The organism is Paucilactobacillus oligofermentans DSM 15707 = LMG 22743, assembly GCF_001434315.1.
GTDB classification, from domain to species: Bacteria; Bacillota; Bacilli; order Lactobacillales; family Lactobacillaceae; genus Paucilactobacillus; species Paucilactobacillus oligofermentans.
This window is the reverse complement of record NZ_AZFE01000031.1, coordinates 201,137-221,900: the sequence shown is the minus strand read 5'-3', so window position 1 is coordinate 221,900 and position 20,764 is coordinate 201,137. Positions and strand designations below refer to the sequence as shown.

General features: G+C 34.8%; 18 protein-coding genes. 14 read left to right on the top strand and 4 right to left on the bottom strand.

What is annotated here, in order from left to right; translation table 11 throughout:
* The first annotated feature begins 18 nt into the window (after nt 1-18).
* From FC70_RS04720 to FC70_RS04710, 3 genes are all read left to right on the top strand, one after another.
* Nucleotides 19-1,191, top strand: coding sequence for an aminotransferase class I/II-fold pyridoxal phosphate-dependent enzyme (locus tag FC70_RS04720; RefSeq protein ID WP_057889848.1), 1,173 nt, complete (start codon nt 19-21; stop codon nt 1,189-1,191).
* Nucleotides 1,192-1,194: 3 nt separating this feature from the next.
* Nucleotides 1,195-2,181, top strand: a complete 987-nt coding sequence (locus tag FC70_RS04715) for a D-2-hydroxyacid dehydrogenase (protein ID WP_057889847.1) — start codon at nt 1,195-1,197, stop codon at nt 2,179-2,181.
* A gap of 127 nt (nt 2,182-2,308) precedes the next feature.
* A complete protein-coding gene (locus FC70_RS04710; protein ID WP_057889846.1) occupies nt 2,309-3,190 on the top strand; it encodes a hypothetical protein in 882 nt (293 codons plus the stop codon).
* 38 nt (nt 3,191-3,228) lie between these two features.
* Here the strand turns inward: FC70_RS04710 and hflX are convergent, their stop codons facing one another.
* From hflX to FC70_RS04695, 3 genes are all read right to left on the bottom strand, one after another.
* Nucleotides 3,229-4,503 carry a GTPase HflX gene (gene hflX, locus FC70_RS04705; RefSeq protein ID WP_057889845.1) on the bottom strand — a complete coding sequence of 425 codons (1,275 nt, stop codon included), beginning with the start codon at nt 4,501-4,503 and terminating at the stop codon, nt 3,229-3,231.
* A 25-nt stretch (nt 4,504-4,528) separates the two neighbouring features.
* Nucleotides 4,529-5,182 (bottom strand): histidine phosphatase family protein, encoded by a 654-nt coding sequence (locus FC70_RS04700; protein WP_057889844.1) that lies wholly within the window; start codon nt 5,180-5,182, stop codon nt 4,529-4,531.
* A 72-nt stretch (nt 5,183-5,254) separates the two neighbouring features.
* On the bottom strand, nt 5,255-5,905 hold the full coding sequence (locus FC70_RS04695; protein ID WP_057889843.1) for a VTT domain-containing protein: 651 nt from the start codon (nt 5,903-5,905) through the stop codon (nt 5,255-5,257).
* 179 nt (nt 5,906-6,084) lie between these two features.
* On the opposite strand from FC70_RS04695, the gene helD reads away from it, so the two are divergent.
* From helD to guaA, 4 genes are all read left to right on the top strand, one after another.
* Nucleotides 6,085-8,376: an RNA polymerase recycling motor HelD gene (gene helD / locus FC70_RS04690; RefSeq protein WP_057889842.1), complete on the top strand. Its 2,292-nt coding sequence runs from the start codon at nt 6,085-6,087 to the stop codon at nt 8,374-8,376.
* 248 nt (nt 8,377-8,624) lie between these two features.
* Nucleotides 8,625-10,730: an LTA synthase family protein gene (locus tag FC70_RS04685; RefSeq protein ID WP_057889841.1), complete on the top strand. Its 2,106-nt coding sequence runs from the start codon at nt 8,625-8,627 to the stop codon at nt 10,728-10,730.
* Nucleotides 10,731-10,860: 130 nt separating this feature from the next.
* A complete protein-coding gene (gene coaA / locus FC70_RS04680) occupies nt 10,861-11,781 on the top strand; it encodes a type I pantothenate kinase (protein WP_057889840.1) in 921 nt (306 codons plus the stop codon).
* Nucleotides 11,782-11,869: 88 nt separating this feature from the next.
* Nucleotides 11,870-13,426, top strand: coding sequence for a glutamine-hydrolyzing GMP synthase (gene guaA / locus FC70_RS04675; RefSeq protein ID WP_057889839.1), 1,557 nt, complete (start codon nt 11,870-11,872; stop codon nt 13,424-13,426).
* A gap of 48 nt (nt 13,427-13,474) precedes the next feature.
* On the opposite strand, the gene FC70_RS04670 is transcribed toward guaA, so the two are convergent.
* Nucleotides 13,475-13,801: a helix-turn-helix domain-containing protein gene (locus tag FC70_RS04670; RefSeq protein ID WP_057889838.1), complete on the bottom strand. Its 327-nt coding sequence runs from the start codon at nt 13,799-13,801 to the stop codon at nt 13,475-13,477.
* A gap of 171 nt (nt 13,802-13,972) precedes the next feature.
* Here FC70_RS04670 and FC70_RS04665 point away from each other — a divergent pair, with 171 nt between their 5' ends.
* The 7 genes from FC70_RS04665 to FC70_RS04635 all read left to right on the top strand — a co-directional run bounded on the left by FC70_RS04665 (nt 13,973) and on the right by FC70_RS04635 (nt 20,755).
* Complete coding sequence (locus FC70_RS04665; RefSeq protein WP_057889837.1) at nt 13,973-14,950, top strand: LysM peptidoglycan-binding domain-containing protein; 978 nt, start codon at nt 13,973-13,975, stop codon at nt 14,948-14,950.
* An 88-nt stretch (nt 14,951-15,038) separates the two neighbouring features.
* A complete protein-coding gene (locus FC70_RS04660) occupies nt 15,039-16,679 on the top strand; it encodes a hypothetical protein (protein WP_057889836.1) in 1,641 nt (546 codons plus the stop codon).
* A 62-nt stretch (nt 16,680-16,741) separates the two neighbouring features.
* A complete protein-coding gene (locus FC70_RS04655) occupies nt 16,742-16,942 on the top strand; it encodes a hypothetical protein (RefSeq protein WP_057889835.1) in 201 nt (66 codons plus the stop codon).
* Nucleotides 16,943-16,984: 42 nt separating this feature from the next.
* Entirely contained in the window at nt 16,985-17,827 is an 843-nt protein-coding gene (locus tag FC70_RS04650; RefSeq protein WP_057889834.1) for a hypothetical protein, read from the top strand.
* Between the two features lie 74 nt (nt 17,828-17,901).
* The gene (locus tag FC70_RS04645) at nt 17,902-18,405 is read left to right on the top strand and encodes a hypothetical protein (protein WP_057889833.1); all 504 of its coding nucleotides are present in this window, start codon (nt 17,902-17,904) and stop codon (nt 18,403-18,405) included.
* A 141-nt stretch (nt 18,406-18,546) separates the two neighbouring features.
* On the top strand, nt 18,547-18,936 hold the full coding sequence (locus FC70_RS04640; protein WP_057889832.1) for an MORN repeat-containing protein: 390 nt from the start codon (nt 18,547-18,549) through the stop codon (nt 18,934-18,936).
* The gene (locus tag FC70_RS04635) at nt 18,926-20,755 is read left to right on the top strand and encodes an acyltransferase family protein (RefSeq protein WP_057889831.1); all 1,830 of its coding nucleotides are present in this window, start codon (nt 18,926-18,928) and stop codon (nt 20,753-20,755) included. The genes FC70_RS04640 and FC70_RS04635 overlap by 11 nt, the downstream gene beginning before the upstream one ends.
* The last annotated feature ends 9 nt before the right edge of the window (nt 20,756-20,764 follow it).

Genomic DNA, 20,764 nt, shown 5'->3' with positions numbered 1-20,764 from the left:
ATTTCTAGGAGGACACTAATGGATAATTCTAATTTAAATCAACGTTATCAACATCCAGAACCTAATATTTTAGCAGAAATTAGCACGTTAGCTGCAACAACCAAAGATACAATTGATTTATCGATTGGTGATCCAGATTTTACGACACCCAAGGCCATTATTGATTATGCATATGAAAAAGCATTAGCTGGTCAGACACATTATACAGAGGCAAGTGGGTTACCTGAACTAAGAGAAACAATTAAAGCCTACTATCATGATAATTATCAGTTAGATTTTAAAATTCCACAAATTCGGGTAACGGTCGGAGCATCACATGCTTTGTATATTACATTAGCTGCGATTTTAACACCGGAAGCGGGAGATGAAGTGATTATCGCCCAGCCATGTTTTTCACCCTATGAAGATGAAGTGGTTGCAACTGGTGGAGTGCCCGTTATCTTAAGTACTAAGCCAGAAAATAAATTTGCTGTTCAGACAGCAGAAGTGGCAGCACTAATTACGCCTAAAACAAAAGCAATTTTATTAAATTCCCCCAACAATCCAACAGGAAACGTCATGAGTGATGAAACAGCACAACAAATTGCTGAGTTAGCTATTCAAAATGATATTTTTATTTTGACTGACGAAGTGTATGGCGATTTCTTAATGCCAGGCCAACATTTCACACCACTGGCAAAGTTTGCTCCTGCAAATACAATTACGTTTGGTAGTATGTCCAAGAGTTTTGCGATGACCGGTTGGCGAATTGGCTATTTAATTGCTCCAGAATACGTTGCAGACGTCACGAGATTAGTGAATGAAGGAATTACTTATTCGGCACCGATTTTATCGCAAGAAGCTGCTATTTATGCTTTGCAGCACGCTGATGAATTTGCTCCAATATTTGCGAAAGAATTTAGAACACGACTCGAATTTATTGAAAAAGTAGTTCAGACAATTGATTGGATGGAAATAATTCCAATCCAAGGTGGTATTTATGCCTTTGCTGACATTCGGAAAACTGGCTTGAATTCAGTTGACTTTGCGGCTGCGTTATTAAAGAAGACGGGGATCATTGTAATCCCAGGCTTAGCATTTGGTCAGTCAGGTGAAGGCTTTATCCGAATTGCAGCTACACAGCCATTAGCTGTAATAAAAAAAGCATTAGCTAAGATTAAAACGTTGCAGATAGATGATTTTAAGGAGTAAATTATGAAAATTATTATGTATAGTGTTTTACCTGAAGAAAAACCGTATATTAAAGCGTGGTCGCAAAAAACTGGTAATGAAGTAACGATGTTAGATGTCAGTCTTTCAACTGAGACGGTGGTGTTAGCCAAGGGTTACGACGGAATTGATATTCAACAAGCGACCGCAATTCATGAACCAGTAATCTATGAAAAATTAGCTAGTTATGGATTGAAACAACTGACGGCACGAATGGTGGGGTTTGAAATTATTAATTTGGAGGCAGCAACACAAAACGGCTTAACGGTGACGAATATTGCCGCGTACTCACCACGCGCAATTGCTGAATTAGGGGTCACGCAGGCAATGCGGTTGATTCGACAATTGGGATATTTTGATCAGCAAATGGCGCAAGGGAACTTCTTGTGGAATGGCTTGATTAGTCAAGAAATTCACAATTTAACCGTTGGAATTATTGGAGCCGGGCATATTGGGGGTGCTAGTGCACAAATTTATGCTGCTTTGGGGGCAAAAGTAATCGCGGTTGATCCAGTTTATAATGTGGAATTAGAACCATACTTAGAATATACTGACTTAAAATCAGTGCTGGCCCAAGCAGATATTGTTAGTATTCACACGCCATTACAGGCTGATACGATTAACATTATTAACGAAAAATCATTGAAACAAATGAAATCTTCAGCTTATTTTATTAATATGGCGCGTGGTGGTTTGGTTGATACGAAGGCCTTGATTGATGCACTTCAAAAAGGCGAAATTGCGGGAGCAGCTTTAGATACTTTGGCAGATGAAACTGATTATTTTGAACAACAAGTTGATCCTGCTACTTTACCGCAGGACTACAAAGCCTTACAGGCAATGCCTAATGTAATGATTACACCACATTCAGCTTTCTTTACGAATACCGCAATTAAAAATATTGTTGAAATTGGATTAAACGATGTAGTTACGTTAGTTAACGGCGGCAAAAGCCATAATGCCTTAAACTAATTAATATGTATAGATGCCATTGATGAAGTAAATTCATTGATGGTATTTTTATATGGATTAAAAGAGATGGTAATCTTAGTCAAGATTTCTTATAATGTTATTTGGACGAATAACAAGGAGAAAATAAATGATAACAGCGATTATAATCGTGTTGATTGCTTGTGCAATCATTTTAGGTGCATTAATTGTATCCCAAATAATTAAACAGCGAGTGTCTTTTAATGCAGGTGATCAGGCATTAGGCTTTGGAATTGGAATGCTTACCGATTTTTTAGATACTCTAGGTGTTGGTAGTTTTGTGACGACAACCACACTTTTTCAATGGACTAACTATCTGGATGATAAGCGTAATTTACCGGGAACGATGTATATGGGACACGCTATCCCAACCGTAGTTGAAGCATTATTTTTTGTGACGGCGGTTAATGTGGAAATTACTACGTTAATTTCAATGGTCTTGGCTGCAGTAATTGGTTCGCTGATTGGAAGTGAAGTAGTTGTTCGTTTAAATCAAGCGATGATTCAGAAAATTATGGCTACCGCGTTAGTTGCAACGGCAATTTTAATGGCAATTAATAAAATGGGCTTAATTTCAATTATTGCGGTTCATAATAATGCGGTTGGTTTGACTGGTGGAGCCTTAGTAATCGGGATAATCGGTAACTTTATATTGGGGATGCTGATGTCGGCTGGAGTTGGCTTATATGCACCATGTATGGTTTTAGTATACTTCTTAGGTTTAAAACCAATTGCTGCCTTTCCAATTATGATGCTATCGTGTGCAATTTTAATGCCGGTTACCAGTGTTAACTTTATGCGCAGTAATCGATATTCATTAAAAGGCATTATTGGGTTTATCTTTGGTGGGATTGTGGGCGTTGTGATTGCCGCAACTTTGGTTAAAGGCTTATCAATAGAAATGCTCGGTTGGCTGATTGTTGCGATTAGTTTTTGGACAGCATATCAACTATGGCGTTCCGCAAAGGTAACTGAAAAAATAATTAAATAGTCAAAAAATTCGCTCAGCAGCTGCTAAGCGAATTTTTATTATAGTTCATATTTAGCGTAACGTTTATAGTCATTGGTTGATAATTCAACTTCAATTTGGGTACCATTAGCAACATAATCCGTGTTAATGACGTTAGCTTTTTCATTAAGATAAGCGACAACATTACCTTCTGTAAATGGAATCAATAGGGTAGTCGTGACAAAATCTTTAAAGATAATTTTTTTGATTAAATCAGTTAACATATCCAAAGATTCAGGTTGAATAGCAGACATAATAATCTGATTTTCGCCTTCCATGGTTGGATAGCTAATTTCCATTTTATCTGCTTTGTTAAAGATATTAATCATCGGAATATCTTTAATGCCAATTGCTTCAAGTGTGTCAGCAGTTGTTTTCATCATTTCTTGATGATGCGGATCTGAGTAGTCGATAACTTGCAGTAATAAATCGGCTTGGGAAGCTTCAGCTAAGGTTGACTTAAATGATTCAACTAAGTTATGAGGTAACTTGCTAACAAACCCAACTGTATCACTTAACAAGAATTCTTTTTGATCAGGTAAAGTTAGTCGACGAACACTAGTGTCTAGAGTTGCGAATAACATATCTTTTTCAAAGACTTGCTTATCCTCATCAACACCGTAATTACGAACTAAACCGTTCATAACCGTTGACTTACCAGCATTAGTATAACCAACTAAGGCGACCATTGGCATTTCATTTTTAATTCGTTGTTGGCGACGAGTGACCGCTGATTTATTGATTTCATCGAGTTCACCACGTAAGTGAGCGATTGAATTTTCAATGGTTCGACGATTCATTTCAAGTTTAGTTTCACCAGAACCACGGTTGGTAAAACTACCACCACCGGCACCAGTTTGTTGATCAAGGCTTTGGTTAGCACTAGTTCTTAAACGTGGTAAACGGTACTTTAATTGGGCAATTTCAACTTGTAATTTGGCTTCTTTAGATTGAGCACGTTTGGCAAAAATTTCAAGAATTAAGGCAGTGCGATCTAACAAACGAGCGCCAGTTGCTGCTTCAAGGTTACGAATTTGGCTGGGACTTAACTCATCGTTAGTAACGATGGTGTGAACATCAGCAGCACGAGCTGCTTCGGCCAATTCCTCAACCTTACCTTTACCAAAGTAAGTAGCGGCATTCGGGCGATCTAAGTTTTGAACTAGTTTGTCTTTAACTTCCATGTTATTTGCTTTAACTAGTTCAGCTAATTCATTCATCGAGTATTCAAAGCTTGTTTGGCTATTATTCAAGCCAGCGATAATTACTGATTCAATTGGCGGCATTGTATCCATGTATAATTATTCCTCGGTTTTCGATTTATTTTGGTAAGGAAACTAGATTGAAAAAGTCGACCTTGGTTTCAGTAGGTGTAAGACTAAATTTAGTAATACTTCCATTAACAGGTGAACTAGTTGGATTGTATTCAGGGGCAAATCGACTCACTAATGAGCGAATGGTTGTCCCATGAGAAACTACTAAAACATTCGTGTTATCTGGTTGTTGGCGAAGCAATGCGAGGCCTTGATCCATCCGTGCTTGGAAAGTGGCGTCATCTTCAGCATCACCAAAAGTATCAGCAGCAGCAATGATGTCACGAGTTTTTTCAATGGTTAAACCAGCAATCATTTCAGAGAAACTATTATAGCCGTAAGGACGACCAAGATAGTTCCAAGTTGATGGACCATCTGCACCTTCAAAGTAACCAAAGAATTCTTCACGGAAGAAACTACTTGGTGTAGGTTCAGTGATTGGTGAGGGATTCTCCGCTAAAATTAATTTAGCAGTGGTAATAGTCCGAGCTAAATCACTACTAAAAGCATAGTCAAAGTTAATAGTTGATAGGGCTTGGCCAGCATGAGTGCCGTCAGTAAGCCCTTTTTCGGTTAGTGGGGCGTCCGACCAACCTTGTAATCGATCATATTTATTGAGATATGTTTGTCCATGTCGAACAAAGTAAACATTGATTGCCATAAGAAAATACCCCTTTATTTTGTCATTTATATTACATAGTAAGTGTACCACAATGACAGGTTTGAAGTGGCGTTACTGCATGTTTCGGTCAATAATTTTTCGACGAATAAACTTAGTAATCCATAAAACTAGTGCCGGTAGCATTGTAATTAGGGCAATGCTGATAATTACAAATGAAAGATGGTCTTTAACAAATGGAATCGTGCCAAAGAAGTAGCCTAAGATACTAGCAATCGCCACCCAAAGACTAACCCCGGCTAAATTAGCGAGCATGAATTTTTTGAAGTTAAATTTAGAAGTTCCCGCGACTAAGGGGACGAAAGTTCGAATGACGGGGATGAAGCGGCCAAAGATAATGGCCTTGCCACCATGCGTATTAAAAAATAGTTCGGCTTTTTGGACGTTAGGGCCAATAATTCGCCGACGAAAGAAGCTCCATTTCATCAGGGTTTTACCAATATGATAATTAACGATGTCACCGCAGACGGCAGCGACAAAGAAAGTCGCGGCTAAAGGAACAATTTCTAACGGGGTATTTGGTAAGGCAGCTAAGGTACTTGTAACAAAAATCAATGATTCACCTGGTAACCAAGGAAAGATAACTAAGCCAGTTTCCATAAAGGTTGAAGTGAATAACACGATATAACTCCATGGCCCAAGCCAAGTGATGATTGACATGATGATGTCTTCAATGTGGGTAATTCCATATATAATTTGATCCATGCCAATCCTCCATCAGATATTTACTTATATTTTAAGTTTCTATGATCAAAAAAACTACTATTTTTACCTTTTTTTGAGTTAACTTTAGTTATCTTTGGATAATCTTTAATAATTATTTGAAAGCGGTGTAGTTTAAATGCTATAATTGTACAATTAAAAACCCTGGGAGGCAGAGATAGTTGGCTGATTCAATTCAAAAATATGAACAAGAACATCTCGATGAGGTAATTGGTAAAATAGATGCCGCTACTCAAAAAGTTGAGCAAAACATTAACGATGCCAATAAAGATGTTAAAGATATTGGTAATCAATTTAACGATATTAAAATTAATGGTACGACTTACAGCGGAATGGTTGAAACCGCGATGTCAGTGCGTCAACAACAACAAATGTTGGAACAACGTGAAACTAGTCGCTCACATGCTGAACGTAATTTAGAAACATTAACTAAATTAAAAGAAACCCCTTATTTTGCACGGATTGATTTCCATGAAAATGGCGAAGCAAATGATGAAACTATTTATATTGGGTTAGCATCATTTACTGATCGACCAGATCATTTTCTGGTTTATGATTGGCGCGCACCAATTTCAAGTATTTATTATGATGGTGGTTTGGGTAATATTAGTTACCAAACACCAGATGGTCCACAAGAGGTTGATGTGAAGTTGAAGCGTCAATTCCAAATTGCTGACGGCGTAATTGTCACAGTCTATGATACCGATGAAACCGTTGGCGATCAGATGTTATTAGAAGCGTTGGGGACGCATTCTAATACTAAAATGAAGAGTATTGTTACTACTATTCAACAAGCTCAAAATAAAATCATTCGTAATACCAGTGCTGATTTACTCTTTGTTCAGGGAGCTGCCGGTTCAGGTAAAACAGCGGCTGTACTGCAACGAATTGCTTGGCTACTCTATCGTTACCGAGGTAATTTGAATGCGGGACAAGTTATTTTGTTCTCACCTAACCAACTATTCAATGATTATATTAATCAAGTGTTACCTGAATTAGGTGAACATAACATGGTTCAAATGACGTATTTTCAATTTGCTAATCGTCGTTTACCAAATATGCAGGTGCAAACCTTACAACAACGTTTTGAAAATGACCAAACCAAAGTTGATTCAAATATTACCCGTTTGGAAACCAGCTTAGAATTCTTTAATGCTACGAAACGCTATGCACATCATCTTGAAAAAGAAGATATGAAATTCCGTAACATTATGTTTAACGGTAAGCCGTTCTTTAGTCGCGAAAAAATTGAAGAAATTTATTACTCATTTAATCAAAACTATCATTTGTCTAACCGCTTAGATGCAACCAAAGAAGAGTTAGTCCGGATGCTAAATCATCGGGTGAGTGCAGAAATCCAGTCTAAATGGGTTGAAGAAGAAGTACAAAATCTAACGAAACAAGAACTTGATGGTTTGTTCGGTGACCAACCACGTGAGTTTGATTCTGCCGACAAAGAATTTAAATTCTTAGCTCGTCAACTAGTTTTGAAAGCCTTTAAACCAATAAAAAAAGCGATTGACCATAATCGCTGGTTGAATATCAATGCCCAGTTTATTAATTTTAAACGGGTGGCCCCACATCTAATTAACTTAGATAAATATGATTTAACTAAGGATAATTGGGAAGATCATTTGGCAGTTAATTACGATCAATTAAAAGAACGCAATTTGTCAGCTAATGACGTGACGGTTTATCTCTACCTATATGATTTAATTACGGGTAAAAAAGGTGAACGTGATATTCGTTATGTTTTTGTTGATGAAGTGCAAGACTACGATGCGTTCCAATTAGCTTATTTGAAGTTTAGTTTTCCACGGGCACGCTTTACCTTGCTAGGTGATTTAAATCAAGCCATCTTTACCAAGGAAAATAGTCGGACATTATTGGCACAGTTGAATACGATGTTTGATCCTGACAAAACTGAAGTTGTGCAGTTAACGAAGTCATATCGGTCAACCAAGGAAATTACTGAATTTACACGGGCTATTTTGGCTAATGGTGAAGCAATTGAACCATTTGAACGAACGGGTGCTAAGCCACGAGTGTTGATTGAAGCCACAGAAGAGCAAGCCGTATCAAGCTTGATTGACGTGTTGAATGATGTGCAGTCAGACGACGATGCCAGTGCAATTATTGGTAAGACATTGGCTGATAGTGAACGAATTCATGATCAACTAGCTGCACGTGGGATTAAAACCACGTTAATTCGGACTGAAAATCAACGGTTGGCTAACGGAACCTTAGTGATTCCATCGTTCTTAGCGAAGGGATTAGAGTTTGATTCCGTAATTATCTGGGATGCCAATGCGGAAAAGTATGCGCAAGAAGATGAGCGACAATTGTTGTACACGATTTGTTCACGAGCAATGCATGCATTGTCAGTGATTGGCGTGCAAACAATGACACCACTACTTGATCAAGTTCCAACTGATTTATATGATTCAATTTAATAAATAAGTTAAAACACTACGAATTCGTGGTGTTTTTTTGTGGAATTGATGTTGGTTTGATGATTTATATTTGAAACTTTTGGTGTTCTAAATAGTTTAAGGTATAATTTAGTAACTAATAAAATTACTTTGTCGAATATATGAACAAAAGGTAAACATTTCGGAAATATTTCGAGAATTAATTGTCATCTATTGGGAATAGCGTAATATAAAATATGGTGATTTTAAGACAAGATGGAGGAAATATCATGAGCAGTGTGTTACATCGATTTAAATCTGTTCTAAACACAAGATTAGGCTTTTTCACGCTCACAGTAATTTTATTTGCAGTTAAGAGTTACTGGGCGTATCAAACTAAATTTACACTCGGTGCAACGGGAGGAATGCAACAATTTCTATTAGCGTTTAATACCATTCCAGGTGCGTTAATTTTTCTAGGAATTGCGTTGTATTTCCGTGGCCGATTAGCCTATTGGTTAATGTCAATTATTAATGGCTTACTATCAATGTGGCTCTTTGCCAATATCCTCTATTATCGTGAATTTTCTGATTTTATCACGTTTACGACGATTAAAAGTTCGGGATCAGCATCGAATAACTTAGGTAAAAGTATCGTTGGAATTTTTAATCCAACTGATTTATTTGTCTTTTTAGATGTGGTTATCATTATTCTCGTGTTAGCCTTTCATGTGATTAGAATTGATACGCGTTATTTCAAGCGTCGCTATGCCGTAATCATTACCACGTTAGGGGTATTGTTGTTCGGGGTTAACTTAGGGATGGCAGAAGCAGATCGTTCTGGTTTAATTACGCGAACATTTGATAACAATTACTTAGTTAAATATCTGGGCTTACAAGCATATACAGTAATTGATGGGGTTAAAACAACTAAGAATAGTGCGATTAAAGCAAATGCAAATACCAAAGATTTAACGCCGGTCTTAAACTTTTTGAAGTCGAATCGGGTTAATGGCAATATTGAATACTCTGGTGTTGCTAAAGGTAAGAATGTCTTTATTGTGCATCTTGAAAGTTTGCAACAATGGGTAATTGATTACAAAGTGAATGGTGAGGAAGTTACACCATTTATCAATAGTATTTATCATTCAAGTGACACGCTGGCCTTTGATAACTTCTTCCATCAGGTGGGTCAAGGAAAAACATCCGATGCTGAATTAATGTTGGAAACTTCATTATTTGGGTTACCTGAAGGCTCAGCAATGAGTGTTGATGGAACTAGTAATACCTTCCAAGCAGCCCCCGCAATCTTAGCCCAAGAGCAAGGATATACATCAGCTGCATTCCATGGGGATGTGCCTAGTTTCTGGAACCGAGACAACACGTATAAATCATGGGGTTATGACTACTACTTCAGTAAGTCATACTTCCCAGAAATTGATGATTATGATGCTGGTTATGGAATTAAAGATAAAATCTTTATGGCTAGTTCGATGAATTATATTCAACAATTACCACAACCATTCTATGCCAAACTAATTACGGTAACGAACCATTATCCATACATTCTGGACACGAAGAACAAATCAATTAGTGCCTTGAAAACTGGGGATGATACGGTTGATCCATACGTTCAAACCGCTCATTATTTAGATGAATCGATTAAAGAATTCTATAGTTATCTTGATAAGACCGGCTTACGTGACAATAGTATGATTGTCTTGTATGGTGATCATTACGGGATCTCGGATAATCATAAGTCAGCCATTGCCCAAATCTTAGGTAAAGATAGTGTTGATAACTTTGATTTAGCGATGTTCCAAAAAGTACCATTTATGATTGAAATGACCGGTTTAAAGGGTGGGATTAACCACACTTATGGTGGTGAAATCGACGTCTTACCAACGATTGAAAACTTGTTAGGTATTGATTCGAATCGCTTTGTTCAATTTGGCCAGGACTTGTTATCGACGGATCGTAATCAAATTGTTTCCTTCCGTGATGGTGACTTTGTCAGTCCAACGTATACTAAGTATGGGAATAAAACTTATGATACGACCACTGGAAAAGAGATTAAGAATCCAACCAAGAAACAAACTGTTGCAATCAATAAAATTCAGAAGTATGTGACGACTGAATTGAATATGTCGGATAAAGTCGTTAATGGTGATTTATTACGATTCTTCCATCCAGAAGGATTTACCAAGGTTAATAAAAAGAACTACACTTATAATCTTGAAAAATCACTCCAAAACTTAGCTAAAGCACAAAAGGAAAAGAAAACTAGTATTGAAACCGAAAACGGTGGTTCAACCTTGTCAGAGTACACGACGGATGCGCCAGAATTAAATGGTAAAAATATTGGTGAGTATACTTTCCCATCAGCTTCAAATTAAAAAAAGTGAAATGACATTATTCTAATTGATAGAATGATGTCATTTTTTCTTGTTATTGATGCTAATTAAACATAAAAATAACGAATTATGATATTATGATAGAGTTAAATACATCATGAAGAGGCCAAGCATGGAAGAGTTAATGAACTACTATCACTTTGAACGTGATCAGTGGCGACAATTTTATTCAAATGAAAAAATTGAAATTAGTCAAAATAGCTTGAACCAAATAAAGGCATTTAGTGACCGGATTTCTGTGTTAGACGTGGATGAAGTCTTTCTACCACTAACGAAGTTAATCAAGCTACGCTATAATGAGTATCTTAGTTGGCAAGAAGAAAAAACCGACTTTTTACAGTTACCTCAAAAGCGGGTGCCGTTTATTTTAGGAATTGCTGGTTCGGTGGCGGTGGGAAAAAGTACTTCGGCACGATTACTGGCTAAGTTATTAGAAAAATTTTTACCGGATGCCAAAGTTGATTTGATTACGACCGATGGATTCTTATATCCTAATCGGGTACTGCAACAAAAAGAAATTATGAACCGTAAAGGTTTTCCAGAATCTTACGATATGGAAAAAATGTTGACCTTCTTGAATGATTTGAAGGCGGGCGCAGACGCTGTAGAACTCCCTGTCTATTCGCATCAAATTTATGACATTGTGCCAGATGAAACGCAAATATTGGAAAAGCCGGATATTTTAATTGTTGAGGGAATTAATACTTTACAATTGCCTAGTAACGAAATGCTATATATCAGTGACTTCTTTGATTTTTCGCTGTACGTCGATGCTAATCCACGTTTGATTGAGCAGTGGTTTTTGGAACGGTTTGGAATGTTGTTGGACTCAGCCTTTAAGGATCCAACCAACTATTACTATTCATTAGCAACGGGTGACCGGAACGTGGCGTTTGAACATGCCAAGAAAATTTGGCGTGAAATTGACTACACCAATCTACGTGAATTCATCTTACCAACGCGTAATCGCGCCGATGTAATTTTACACAAAACCAAGCATCATAAAATTGATGATATCTATTTACGAAAATAAACAAATTAATTCGCATAACGATTGACCCAATGCGATAAAACACGTAAAATAAATTCATTGTTAAATTAAAAATAAGGGGTGGCAATTAGTGGCAAATATAAATCTTGATGCGTTCGATAAAATCGTTGTACTTGACTTCGGTAGTCAATACAACCAACTAATTACCAGACGAATTCGTGATTTTGGTATTTACTCAGAATTAATGTCACATAAGACAACGGCTGAAGAGCTAAAGAAACTAAATCCTAAGGGAATTGTTTTCTCTGGTGGGCCTAATAGTGTCTATGATGATGGTGCATTCTCAGTTGATCCTGAAATTTTCAACTTAGGAATTCCTGTTTTGGGAATTTGTTACGGAATGCAATTAATGGCAGCTAGTCTTGAAGGTGGAGCAGTTGAAAAAGCTGATAACTCTGAATATGGTCATGCTGATATTGAAGTAACTGATGAAAATGCGGTTATGTTTGCTGGTACACCTAAAAAGCAATACGTCTGGATGAGTCATGGCGATTTAGTAACGAAGGTGCCAAATGGTTTTAAAACCGTGGCAACTAGTGCTAATTGCCCAATCACTTCAATGGCTGATGATGACCGTAAATTTTATGGTCTTCAATTCCATACTGAAGTTCAAAATACTGAATTTGGGACTGATATCTTACGTCACTTTGCGTTTGATGTTTGTGAAGCCGAAGCTAACTGGTCAATGGATGATTTCATTGATGCACAAATTGCTGACATTCGTGAAAAAGTTGGTGACAGTAAAGTCTTACTTGGCCTTTCTGGTGGAGTAGATTCTAGTGTTGTTGGTGTGCTATTGAATAAAGCGATTGGTGATCAATTAACATGTATCTTTGTTGATCATGGTTTACTCCGTAAGAATGAAGCCCAAGAAGTAATGGATAGCCTAGCTGGTAAGTTTGGTTTGAACATTATTAAAGTCGATGCACAAGAACGTTTCTTGAGCAAATTGACTGGGGTTAGTGATCCAGAACAAAAACGTAAGATTATTGGTAATGAATTTATCCAAGTCTTTAACGATGAAGCTAGCAAGTTAAAGGGTATTGATTTCTTGGCTCAAGGTACTTTATATACTGATGTGATTGAAAGTGGAACTGATACAGCACAAACAATTAAATCTCATCATAATGTTGGTGGCCTTCCAGAAGATATGCAATTTAGTTTGATTGAACCATTGCGTAGTTTGTTCAAGGATGAAGCCCGTGAATTGGGTGAAAAGATGGGGATGCCTTACGAATTAGTATGGCGTCAACCATTCCCAGGGCCTGGTCTTGGAATTCGTGTCATTGGTGAAATTACCGATGAAAAGCTTGAGATTGTTCGTGAAAGTGATTATATTTTACGTGAAGAAATCAAAAAAGCTGGCCTTGATAAAGAAATCTGGCAATACTTTACTGTTTTACCAGGGATCAAGAGTGTTGGTGTCATGGGTGATGGTCGGACTTACGATTACACCGTTGGTATCCGTGCTGTCACTTCCATTGATGGTATGACATCTGATTTCGCCCGCATTCCATGGGATGTTTTACAAGATATCTCAGTTCGAATTGTGAACGAAGTGAAGCAGGTAAACCGTATCGTGTACGACGTTACGAGCAAGCCACCTTCGACAATTGAGTGGGAATAAATATAAAAGCTTACTAATTTTAAATTAGTAAGCTTTTTTTGTTTATATTTATTTGTCATTATCTCTTAGTAGTTCTAATAGTAATTTTGAAGTATATTCTCTTTTTTCAGGGGTTAGTTCATCTAACCATTTAATTAACTCTGTTGTATTTTTTCCACGAGTAATAAATGGCTTTTGATCGTCAAATAATTCAGCCATATCCATATTTAATGCAGATGCCCAAGCTTCTAAGTGTTCCACACTAATGCTTTTAAATACGCCACGTTCAAATCGTGAAAGTGAACTATCGCTTAGCCCTGCAGCTTCAGCAGTTTGGGATATTGACATATTTAATGCTTCTCGTTGTTTCTTTAATCGTTCAGATATTTTTGACATTTTTGTACCTACTTTTAATAAATTAATTATAATATCTTTAACAATATAGAGAAATAAGCCATTTCAAAAGAGCGCAAACGCATTTGTTTAAAAATAAACAAAGCGTTGACGCTTGATTTATGATAAGATAAATTTGTTCTTATTTATTCATAAACTTTTGGAGGAAGAAATATGTTAACAAGAAAGCAAATTAGAAATGTGAAATGTAATGATAGAACTAAAAAAATCGTTACAACGGGTGCAATTGCGTTAAGTATGGGGATTGGCCTAACAGTAATTAATACAAATAATGTTGAAGCTGCTACATGGAAAGCCAATTCAGTTAAATCAATTCAAGCATCTTTAAAAACAAGTGGGACATCAGCTTACACGATTAAGTGGGGCGATACACTTTCAACGATTACTGAAGCTGCAAATAATAATGGTGTTAAGATTTCAATGACACGTTTAGCAGAAATTAATAATATTTCTAATATTGATCTAATTTATGCTGGCAATAAAATTTCTTTCGATGGTAAGGGTGTTGATGCCACAATGACTGTGACTGAAGAAAATGGTTCAACCGCTACCTATAATACGAATTCAAATAAAACAATTGTAAATAATAATGCAACAAGTAATAGTTCAACAAGTAATAATTCAAATACAACAGTTAATAGTAATTCCAGCAATAGTAGTTCAAATAACAGTAATTCAAATTCTAATAACGGAAATGATACAGTAACAACTACACCGACAAATCCCGGTAGTACAGGGGATCATCGATATGTACCCAATATTGCAAATATTCAACAACTTATTATGAATAAGATCACTTCTGCTGGCTACAGTAATGCTTGGGGAAAACCATCAGGCTCATCCCCATCAGGTGGAGCTTGGATTGAAACGTCAATCGGTGGTGCTGGTGGATATAATTCAGAAGTTAAGAGCGATGAAGATATGGCTAATTTATATTTTATTGGTATCGCAAAAGATAATATTATAAAAGCTATGAGTGATCCAACAGTGATATTTGGAGTTCCGGATGTTAGGACTTGGGGTTCAAATGACTTAGATAATCCGGAATCATCTGGTATTAGCTGGGGTATAGGTGTTCCTTATTACTATGATCCAGCCGTTGGTTCACCTTTTGATGGTGATAATTACTAATAATTTAAATTAACACTTACTTCAAGTGGAGTGAGTGCTTTTTATTGGAAATAAAATTTATATTTATTGATTAAATAGGAGCTTAAATTTGAAAATTGAAGAATATATGCATTCAAAAAAAATAACGCTAGAGGAGTTTATGAAGCTTGATCAGAAACAAGCATTAAATTTTGATTTTTTAACACAAGGAGATGAACCTGATAGAACTAAATTAACTAATTCAATTTATAATGAAATTTTTCCTTGGTATGCTTCAGAGAAGCATGCAGGGGATACCTTAAATACTTACCGTATAGCTGTTAAACACTTTTATGGTAAATATTATAGATTTTTAGACAGAGACAAACAATTAGAAATTCTCGATATTATTAAACGTAATACAGATCATGATGAAGGATTTTTATTTGAGTTTGAAGATATAGATAATAACGGAAATAAGTATTATCAACTATCAAATAATTATCAGTTGGGTAATTTTGGAATTTTACCAATAAGCGGTGGAATAAATCCAGCGAGGGCACAAGCACCATATTATGATTTTTTTGATAGATATTTACTTGTTATTGGAGATTTTTACGCTGATAGTTTGGAAAAGACAGATAAACTTACTACAGCAATTTTTCAACAACGAGAATATTTTGAAGCGTTCAATGGAATTGATAATTTCCTTGAAGTTAATGGATTAAATGATTTTATTGAAGTTGGGGTAAATGAAGATGGATCCGAGGAATATTTTGTCGTAGGATTATCCACTGCAGAAAATTTTGAAGAATATGTAAAAGCGGTCATGGAAATTGTCAAAAGTCGTGGAGAACAGATGTGGAATATTCTACATGAAATTGCTACAAGCGAAAGTGAATCTCTAATTCAGGAACTAGACGAAACTCAATTAAAAATTAATAAATTAAAACTATTTGTTGAAAAATATGATGAAGGAGAAGAAATAAAGAAAAGATATAAAAAACAAATTAATGTAGTTGATGAAGATTCTGAAATGAAAATTGACCAAGAGAATAATAATGTTTTGAATAACCCACTGGAATGGTTTCGTTGGTGGTTCTGGCCAATATTGTTCATAGTAATAATGTTTTTATTTATGTATATCAATAATAAATATGCTAATAATTCACTTGCTAATCCTTGGGTTATACGACGTAAAATTAGTACAATATCACACTTCACATATTTAATTTTCTGGATAGCTTTAATTTCAAAAATTGTATACAATTTTAAATTCAGTAACAAATTAAAAGTGTTTAAGGCAGTAAAACAAAATAAAATTGATAATTTAGAAAATAATAAAAAGAAAAATCATGAGCAATTGGTCGAAGAACTTGATGAAGAATACAAAAAATTTAGCGATAAAAACGAAAATGAACTAAGTTATAAAAATCTTGTTTATGAAAAATTTAATAATCGTAACGATATTGTTGAATTAATAGGTATTATTAGAAACGGTAGAGCAGATGATTTTAAAGAAGCATATGAAATTTTAGAAAATCAGAAACATAGAGAGAGTCTTGAAGTTGAGGCACGTCGTAGAAGTGAAGCTGAGGAGGCAACTCAACGGTCAACTGAACAAGCTAACAGAGAGGCGTTATGGCTTCAGAAAGAAGCTGCTGAAGCAAAAATTAGAACAGACGAACGAAGTGCACAGGCTGCTGAAAATATGACGTATGAAACGGAAAGACATAACCGAGAAGTTGAAGATAGATGGAAAAAAAGTTAGTTATAGAGTAGTGATGTTGGATAAAAAACTTTACACATTTAATTATAAGGAGGAATTAAGACATGGATGATCAGTTTAAGAGTTGGATTGGATTTGCTATATTTATAGTTGCTACCGTGTTGTCATTTATGGTGAACGGTCTATTACAAAATTTGCTATATGTCATTGCTGGAGTTTCGGTATTTTTAGGAATGTTTTTTGCAGCGAAATGGAAAATTGATGATGCAATAGATTTAATTAAAAATATATTTGGTAAAAGATAACAGTAACATTTAGTGAATATATAAATGATGGGTAGGCTTGGTATGATTAAATTAAATAAAGCATGTATGATTATTGTCATTTCAGTCATTTTTGTTAGTGGCGGATTATTAACGGGTTGTTCAAATAAAACAAATAATAATAAACAAGATAGTTATAATTCAACGTTGAAAAAATCATTTAATAAGTTTAAGTCTGCTAAAACTGATAATAAGAAATTAAGTTATTTAAAAAAATTGAAGTCAGAATCAGAAAATTATTCTAAAGATAGCAAAAGTTCAGATAAATACTCGACTTATGTAAAAAAAGAAAAAAGCTATTTCATAAATAAAGATAAAAAAGTTCTTAAAGATAATACCTTAAGTGAAGAACAAATAGAAAATACTTCAAAAGAAAAATTAAATACGAAGTCAAAATTAATTAAAAAATATATGAGTAATGTAAAAAAAGAAAATGAAATTGTATATTCCAAAAATGAAATGAACAAACTATTGAGTTTTGCAAATAGCCTAAATGATAAGTATACAAATCAAATTTCAAGTTTAAGTTCAGAATCATCATCTGAAAATGTTGAATCCAGTTCGTTAACTAGTGATACAACTGATGTTAGTTCTTCAAATACTGAAACAGTAACAACCGGTAATTTTCTTGAATACTTGGACAAGTACTTTAAGACAGTGGTTGGATGGGATGACATAGTATATATGCAAGTATCAAATACTGAACAAGCAGATGGAACATTTCGTGTTGGATTTTATCCAGAAAATGGATTTTTGGGGGATGACAGGTCTGGTCACGTCCATATTGATAAAGATGGTCTTGTTACAGTAGAACGTGTTTATGGAGCTACAATTCCACCTGTAACAAAAATTACGTTAGATAATTAAAAAATGATAATCGATGCATCATACCTCTAATTACATTTTGAATATATAAAGAATAGAGCAGAGGATAATATTAAATGAAGAAGTTTAAATTAATTGGTTTAATTGTGATGGCATTATTATTGATTGGTGGTTGTGGAAATCAAAAAGATTCAGCAAAGGATTCAAGTTCAACAGCATCTACCAAGAAATATAGTTCAAGTAAGTTAAAAGCTAAAAAAGCAGTATCTTCTAAACAGACAAGCAAATCGACATATTCAAGTTCATCTGTAAAATCTATTAGTTCGTCAAGTAGCAGTTATTTAAACGAATCTAAAGTTACAGCAGTAAATGCTGAATGGTATGCTGAAGATTATCTACAATTTTATGGATATTATGAAAGTGACATTCAACTTTATAAACCTAATGATTTTGATCAGGGAAATGATTCATATCGTATTACATTTGAAGTTAATAATGATGATCCAAGTAAAAGTGCTGAAGGTGCTTTGATTATTTTAAGTGATGGAACTGTCACTCAACAGATGGGTAATCCAGTATTACAACCACAAAAAATTAATATTGAAAAATTTGGTAGTTGAATAAAAAACTAAAATTTGTAATGACCCCCAAAAGTTAGAATAAAAATATAACTTTTAGAGGTCGCTTTTTTATGTCAAAATATAGCTTTGAATTTAAACTAAGAATTGTAAATAATATTTTAAAAGGTAATTGGAGGAGTTATGTTCATTGTTAAAGGTCTAAAACGTAGCTATTTTGAAGCTATTAGTATTGTTGTTATTTTAATTTTTGCAATTATTAGTATGATGCCTTCTGCCAATCATAATGCATATCTTAAATTGAATAATGGTAAGTTAATATATTCAGGTGGAATGATTGATAATAAATTTTCAGGAGAAGGAAAATTAATTTTTAAAAACCATGATTATTATGTTGGGAATTTTAAAAATGGTGAATTTGATGGCAGTGGTAAGTTCGTATCACATGAAAAATGGATACTTACTGGTAATTTTGAAAAGGGTGAACCAAATGGTAATGAAAAAATGTCTAATAAGGGTAAAAACTTTTTCAATGGAGTAGTAAAGGATGGTAGTTTAACGTATGCGAATTAAATGGTTCAGTCTTATCCGCATTACTGGGTTGATTTTGGTACTGACGTATCATTTTTTTCAGACAAAATTAACTGGGGGATTTATCGGAGTCGATGTTTTTTTTACGTTTTCAGGATTCTTAATTACTGCGTTAATGGTTGATGAATTTGGACGTTCAAACAGATTTGAATTAATTTCATTTTATCGGAGACGATTTTATCGGATTGTTCCACCATTACTAATTTCAATTTTACTGGTGATTCCATTTACCTTTTTAATTAATCGTCAATTTACTACTAATATTGGTGGTCAAATTGTAGCAGCACTAGGTTTTACAACTAATTATTTTGAGATTGCAAATGGTGGAAGTTATGAAAGTAAGTTTGTTCCACACCTATTTGTACATACATGGTCATTAGCAGTTGAAATGCATTTCTACATTATTTGGGGCATAATTGTCTTTTTTATTGCAAAAACTTGTCGTAGATTTTCAACCAAACGTGCATTACCGAATTTTAGAATCACACTTGGAATTACTGCAGTTGTATTAGCAGCGCTTAGTTTCTTGATGATGGATTTTGGTACAAAAGGGTTAACTGATTTTTCAAAAATATATTTTTCTAGTACTACGCATAGTTTTCCTTTTTTTGTTGGTTGTCTATTTGGAACTATGGGTGGGATTAAATATCAACCTACTTTATTTAAAAAAATTACCAGATATATCAATCGTTATCTGGCAATTTCATTGATGACGATTTGTGCTCTTTATTTGTTGTATTTAAGTTACACACTAAAATTTGATCAAGTTCAAGTTTATCAAGGTGGTTTACTTATTGCTTCTATTATTGCCGGAGTAATGATTATTGGGGCACGTATTTTACATGATCAAACAACAAATATTGCAGAACCAAGATGGATTACCTTTTTAGCAGATGTTAGTTATAGTGTTTATTTGTTTCATTGGCCATTGTACGTTATTTTTTCACAGTTAATGAAAAATTGGCAAGCGGCATTATTGACCACGATACTTTCGATTATATTTTCAGCGTTGTCTTATTATGTATTAGAGCCTTTAATTGCAGGTAAAAATGTACATCTATTTTATGATTCTTTGAGATGGAGTCCTTTACGTTTACTATTCGCTGGGTCAACATTAATATTAGCAGTTGTTACAGGTGTTCAAATTAAAAATGCGCCTAAATTAACTACGTTGGAGCAAAATTTATGGGTGAGTGGAATTTATCAAAGTGTAGATAAAATTGATAATTTGCATGGACAAATATTAGCCGATAGTCAATCAAAAGATGGACAAAATGTAAGTGATATTCCTAAAGGGGTAACTATTATTGGAGATAGTGTTACGTTAGGAACTCGGCAATATTTGAGTGAACATGTAGCTAATAGTGATATTGATGCAGAAGGCGAACGAACAATGGACAAAGCATACGATATTATGATGAGTAAACAACGATCAAATTTATTGCGAAAAGAAGTTATAATCTGCATTGGTACCAACTCATTGGACGATTATGAATTACAAATGATGAAGATTGTTAAAGACCTTAATCCTGGGCATAAGTTGATTTTTATGACTCCGTATAATTCCAAGGCAGAATCAGATTGGAATTCATCTAAGTTAACTGTGTTAGAGAAAAAGTTACCGGAAAAGTTTAACTTCATTACCATTGCTAATTGGGATCAAGTCGCAGGTCAAAATCCAGAAGTATTTGCTGGGACAGATGGTGTTCATTTTGGTGGTCGATTAAGTGGGGATGAATTATACGCTAAGGTTATTAATACAGGATTATTAGATGCTAAAAAAACTGAAGTAAAAAAATAAAAAAGGGAT

Bases quoted from the DNA above. Each gene is read 5' to 3' on its own strand.
- FC70_RS04670 (WP_057889838.1), bottom strand. From the start codon at position 13,801: ATGTCAAAAATATCTGAACGATTAAAGAAACAACGAGAAGCATTAAAT.
- FC70_RS04665 (WP_057889837.1), top strand. From the start codon at position 13,973: ATGTTAACAAGAAAGCAAATTAGAAATGTGAAATGTAATGATAGAACT.
- FC70_RS04710 (WP_057889846.1), top strand. From the start codon at position 2,309: ATGATAACAGCGATTATAATCGTGTTGATTGCTTGTGCAATCATTTTA.
- FC70_RS04640 (WP_057889832.1), top strand. From the start codon at position 18,547: ATGTTCATTGTTAAAGGTCTAAAACGTAGCTATTTTGAAGCTATTAGT.
- FC70_RS04720 (WP_057889848.1), top strand. From the start codon at position 19: ATGGATAATTCTAATTTAAATCAACGTTATCAACATCCAGAACCTAAT.
- FC70_RS04715 (WP_057889847.1), top strand. From the start codon at position 1,195: ATGAAAATTATTATGTATAGTGTTTTACCTGAAGAAAAACCGTATATT.
- coaA (WP_057889840.1), top strand. From the start codon at position 10,861: ATGGAAGAGTTAATGAACTACTATCACTTTGAACGTGATCAGTGGCGA.
- FC70_RS04645 (WP_057889833.1), top strand. From the start codon at position 17,902: ATGAAGAAGTTTAAATTAATTGGTTTAATTGTGATGGCATTATTATTG.
- FC70_RS04685 (WP_057889841.1), top strand. From the start codon at position 8,625: ATGAGCAGTGTGTTACATCGATTTAAATCTGTTCTAAACACAAGATTA.
- FC70_RS04655 (WP_057889835.1), top strand. From the start codon at position 16,742: ATGGATGATCAGTTTAAGAGTTGGATTGGATTTGCTATATTTATAGTT.
- FC70_RS04695 (WP_057889843.1), bottom strand. From the start codon at position 5,905: ATGGATCAAATTATATATGGAATTACCCACATTGAAGACATCATCATG.
- hflX (WP_057889845.1), bottom strand. From the start codon at position 4,503: ATGGATACAATGCCGCCAATTGAATCAGTAATTATCGCTGGCTTGAAT.
- FC70_RS04700 (WP_057889844.1), bottom strand. From the start codon at position 5,182: ATGGCAATCAATGTTTACTTTGTTCGACATGGACAAACATATCTCAAT.
- FC70_RS04635 (WP_057889831.1), top strand. From the start codon at position 18,926: ATGCGAATTAAATGGTTCAGTCTTATCCGCATTACTGGGTTGATTTTG.
- FC70_RS04650 (WP_057889834.1), top strand. From the start codon at position 16,985: ATGATTAAATTAAATAAAGCATGTATGATTATTGTCATTTCAGTCATT.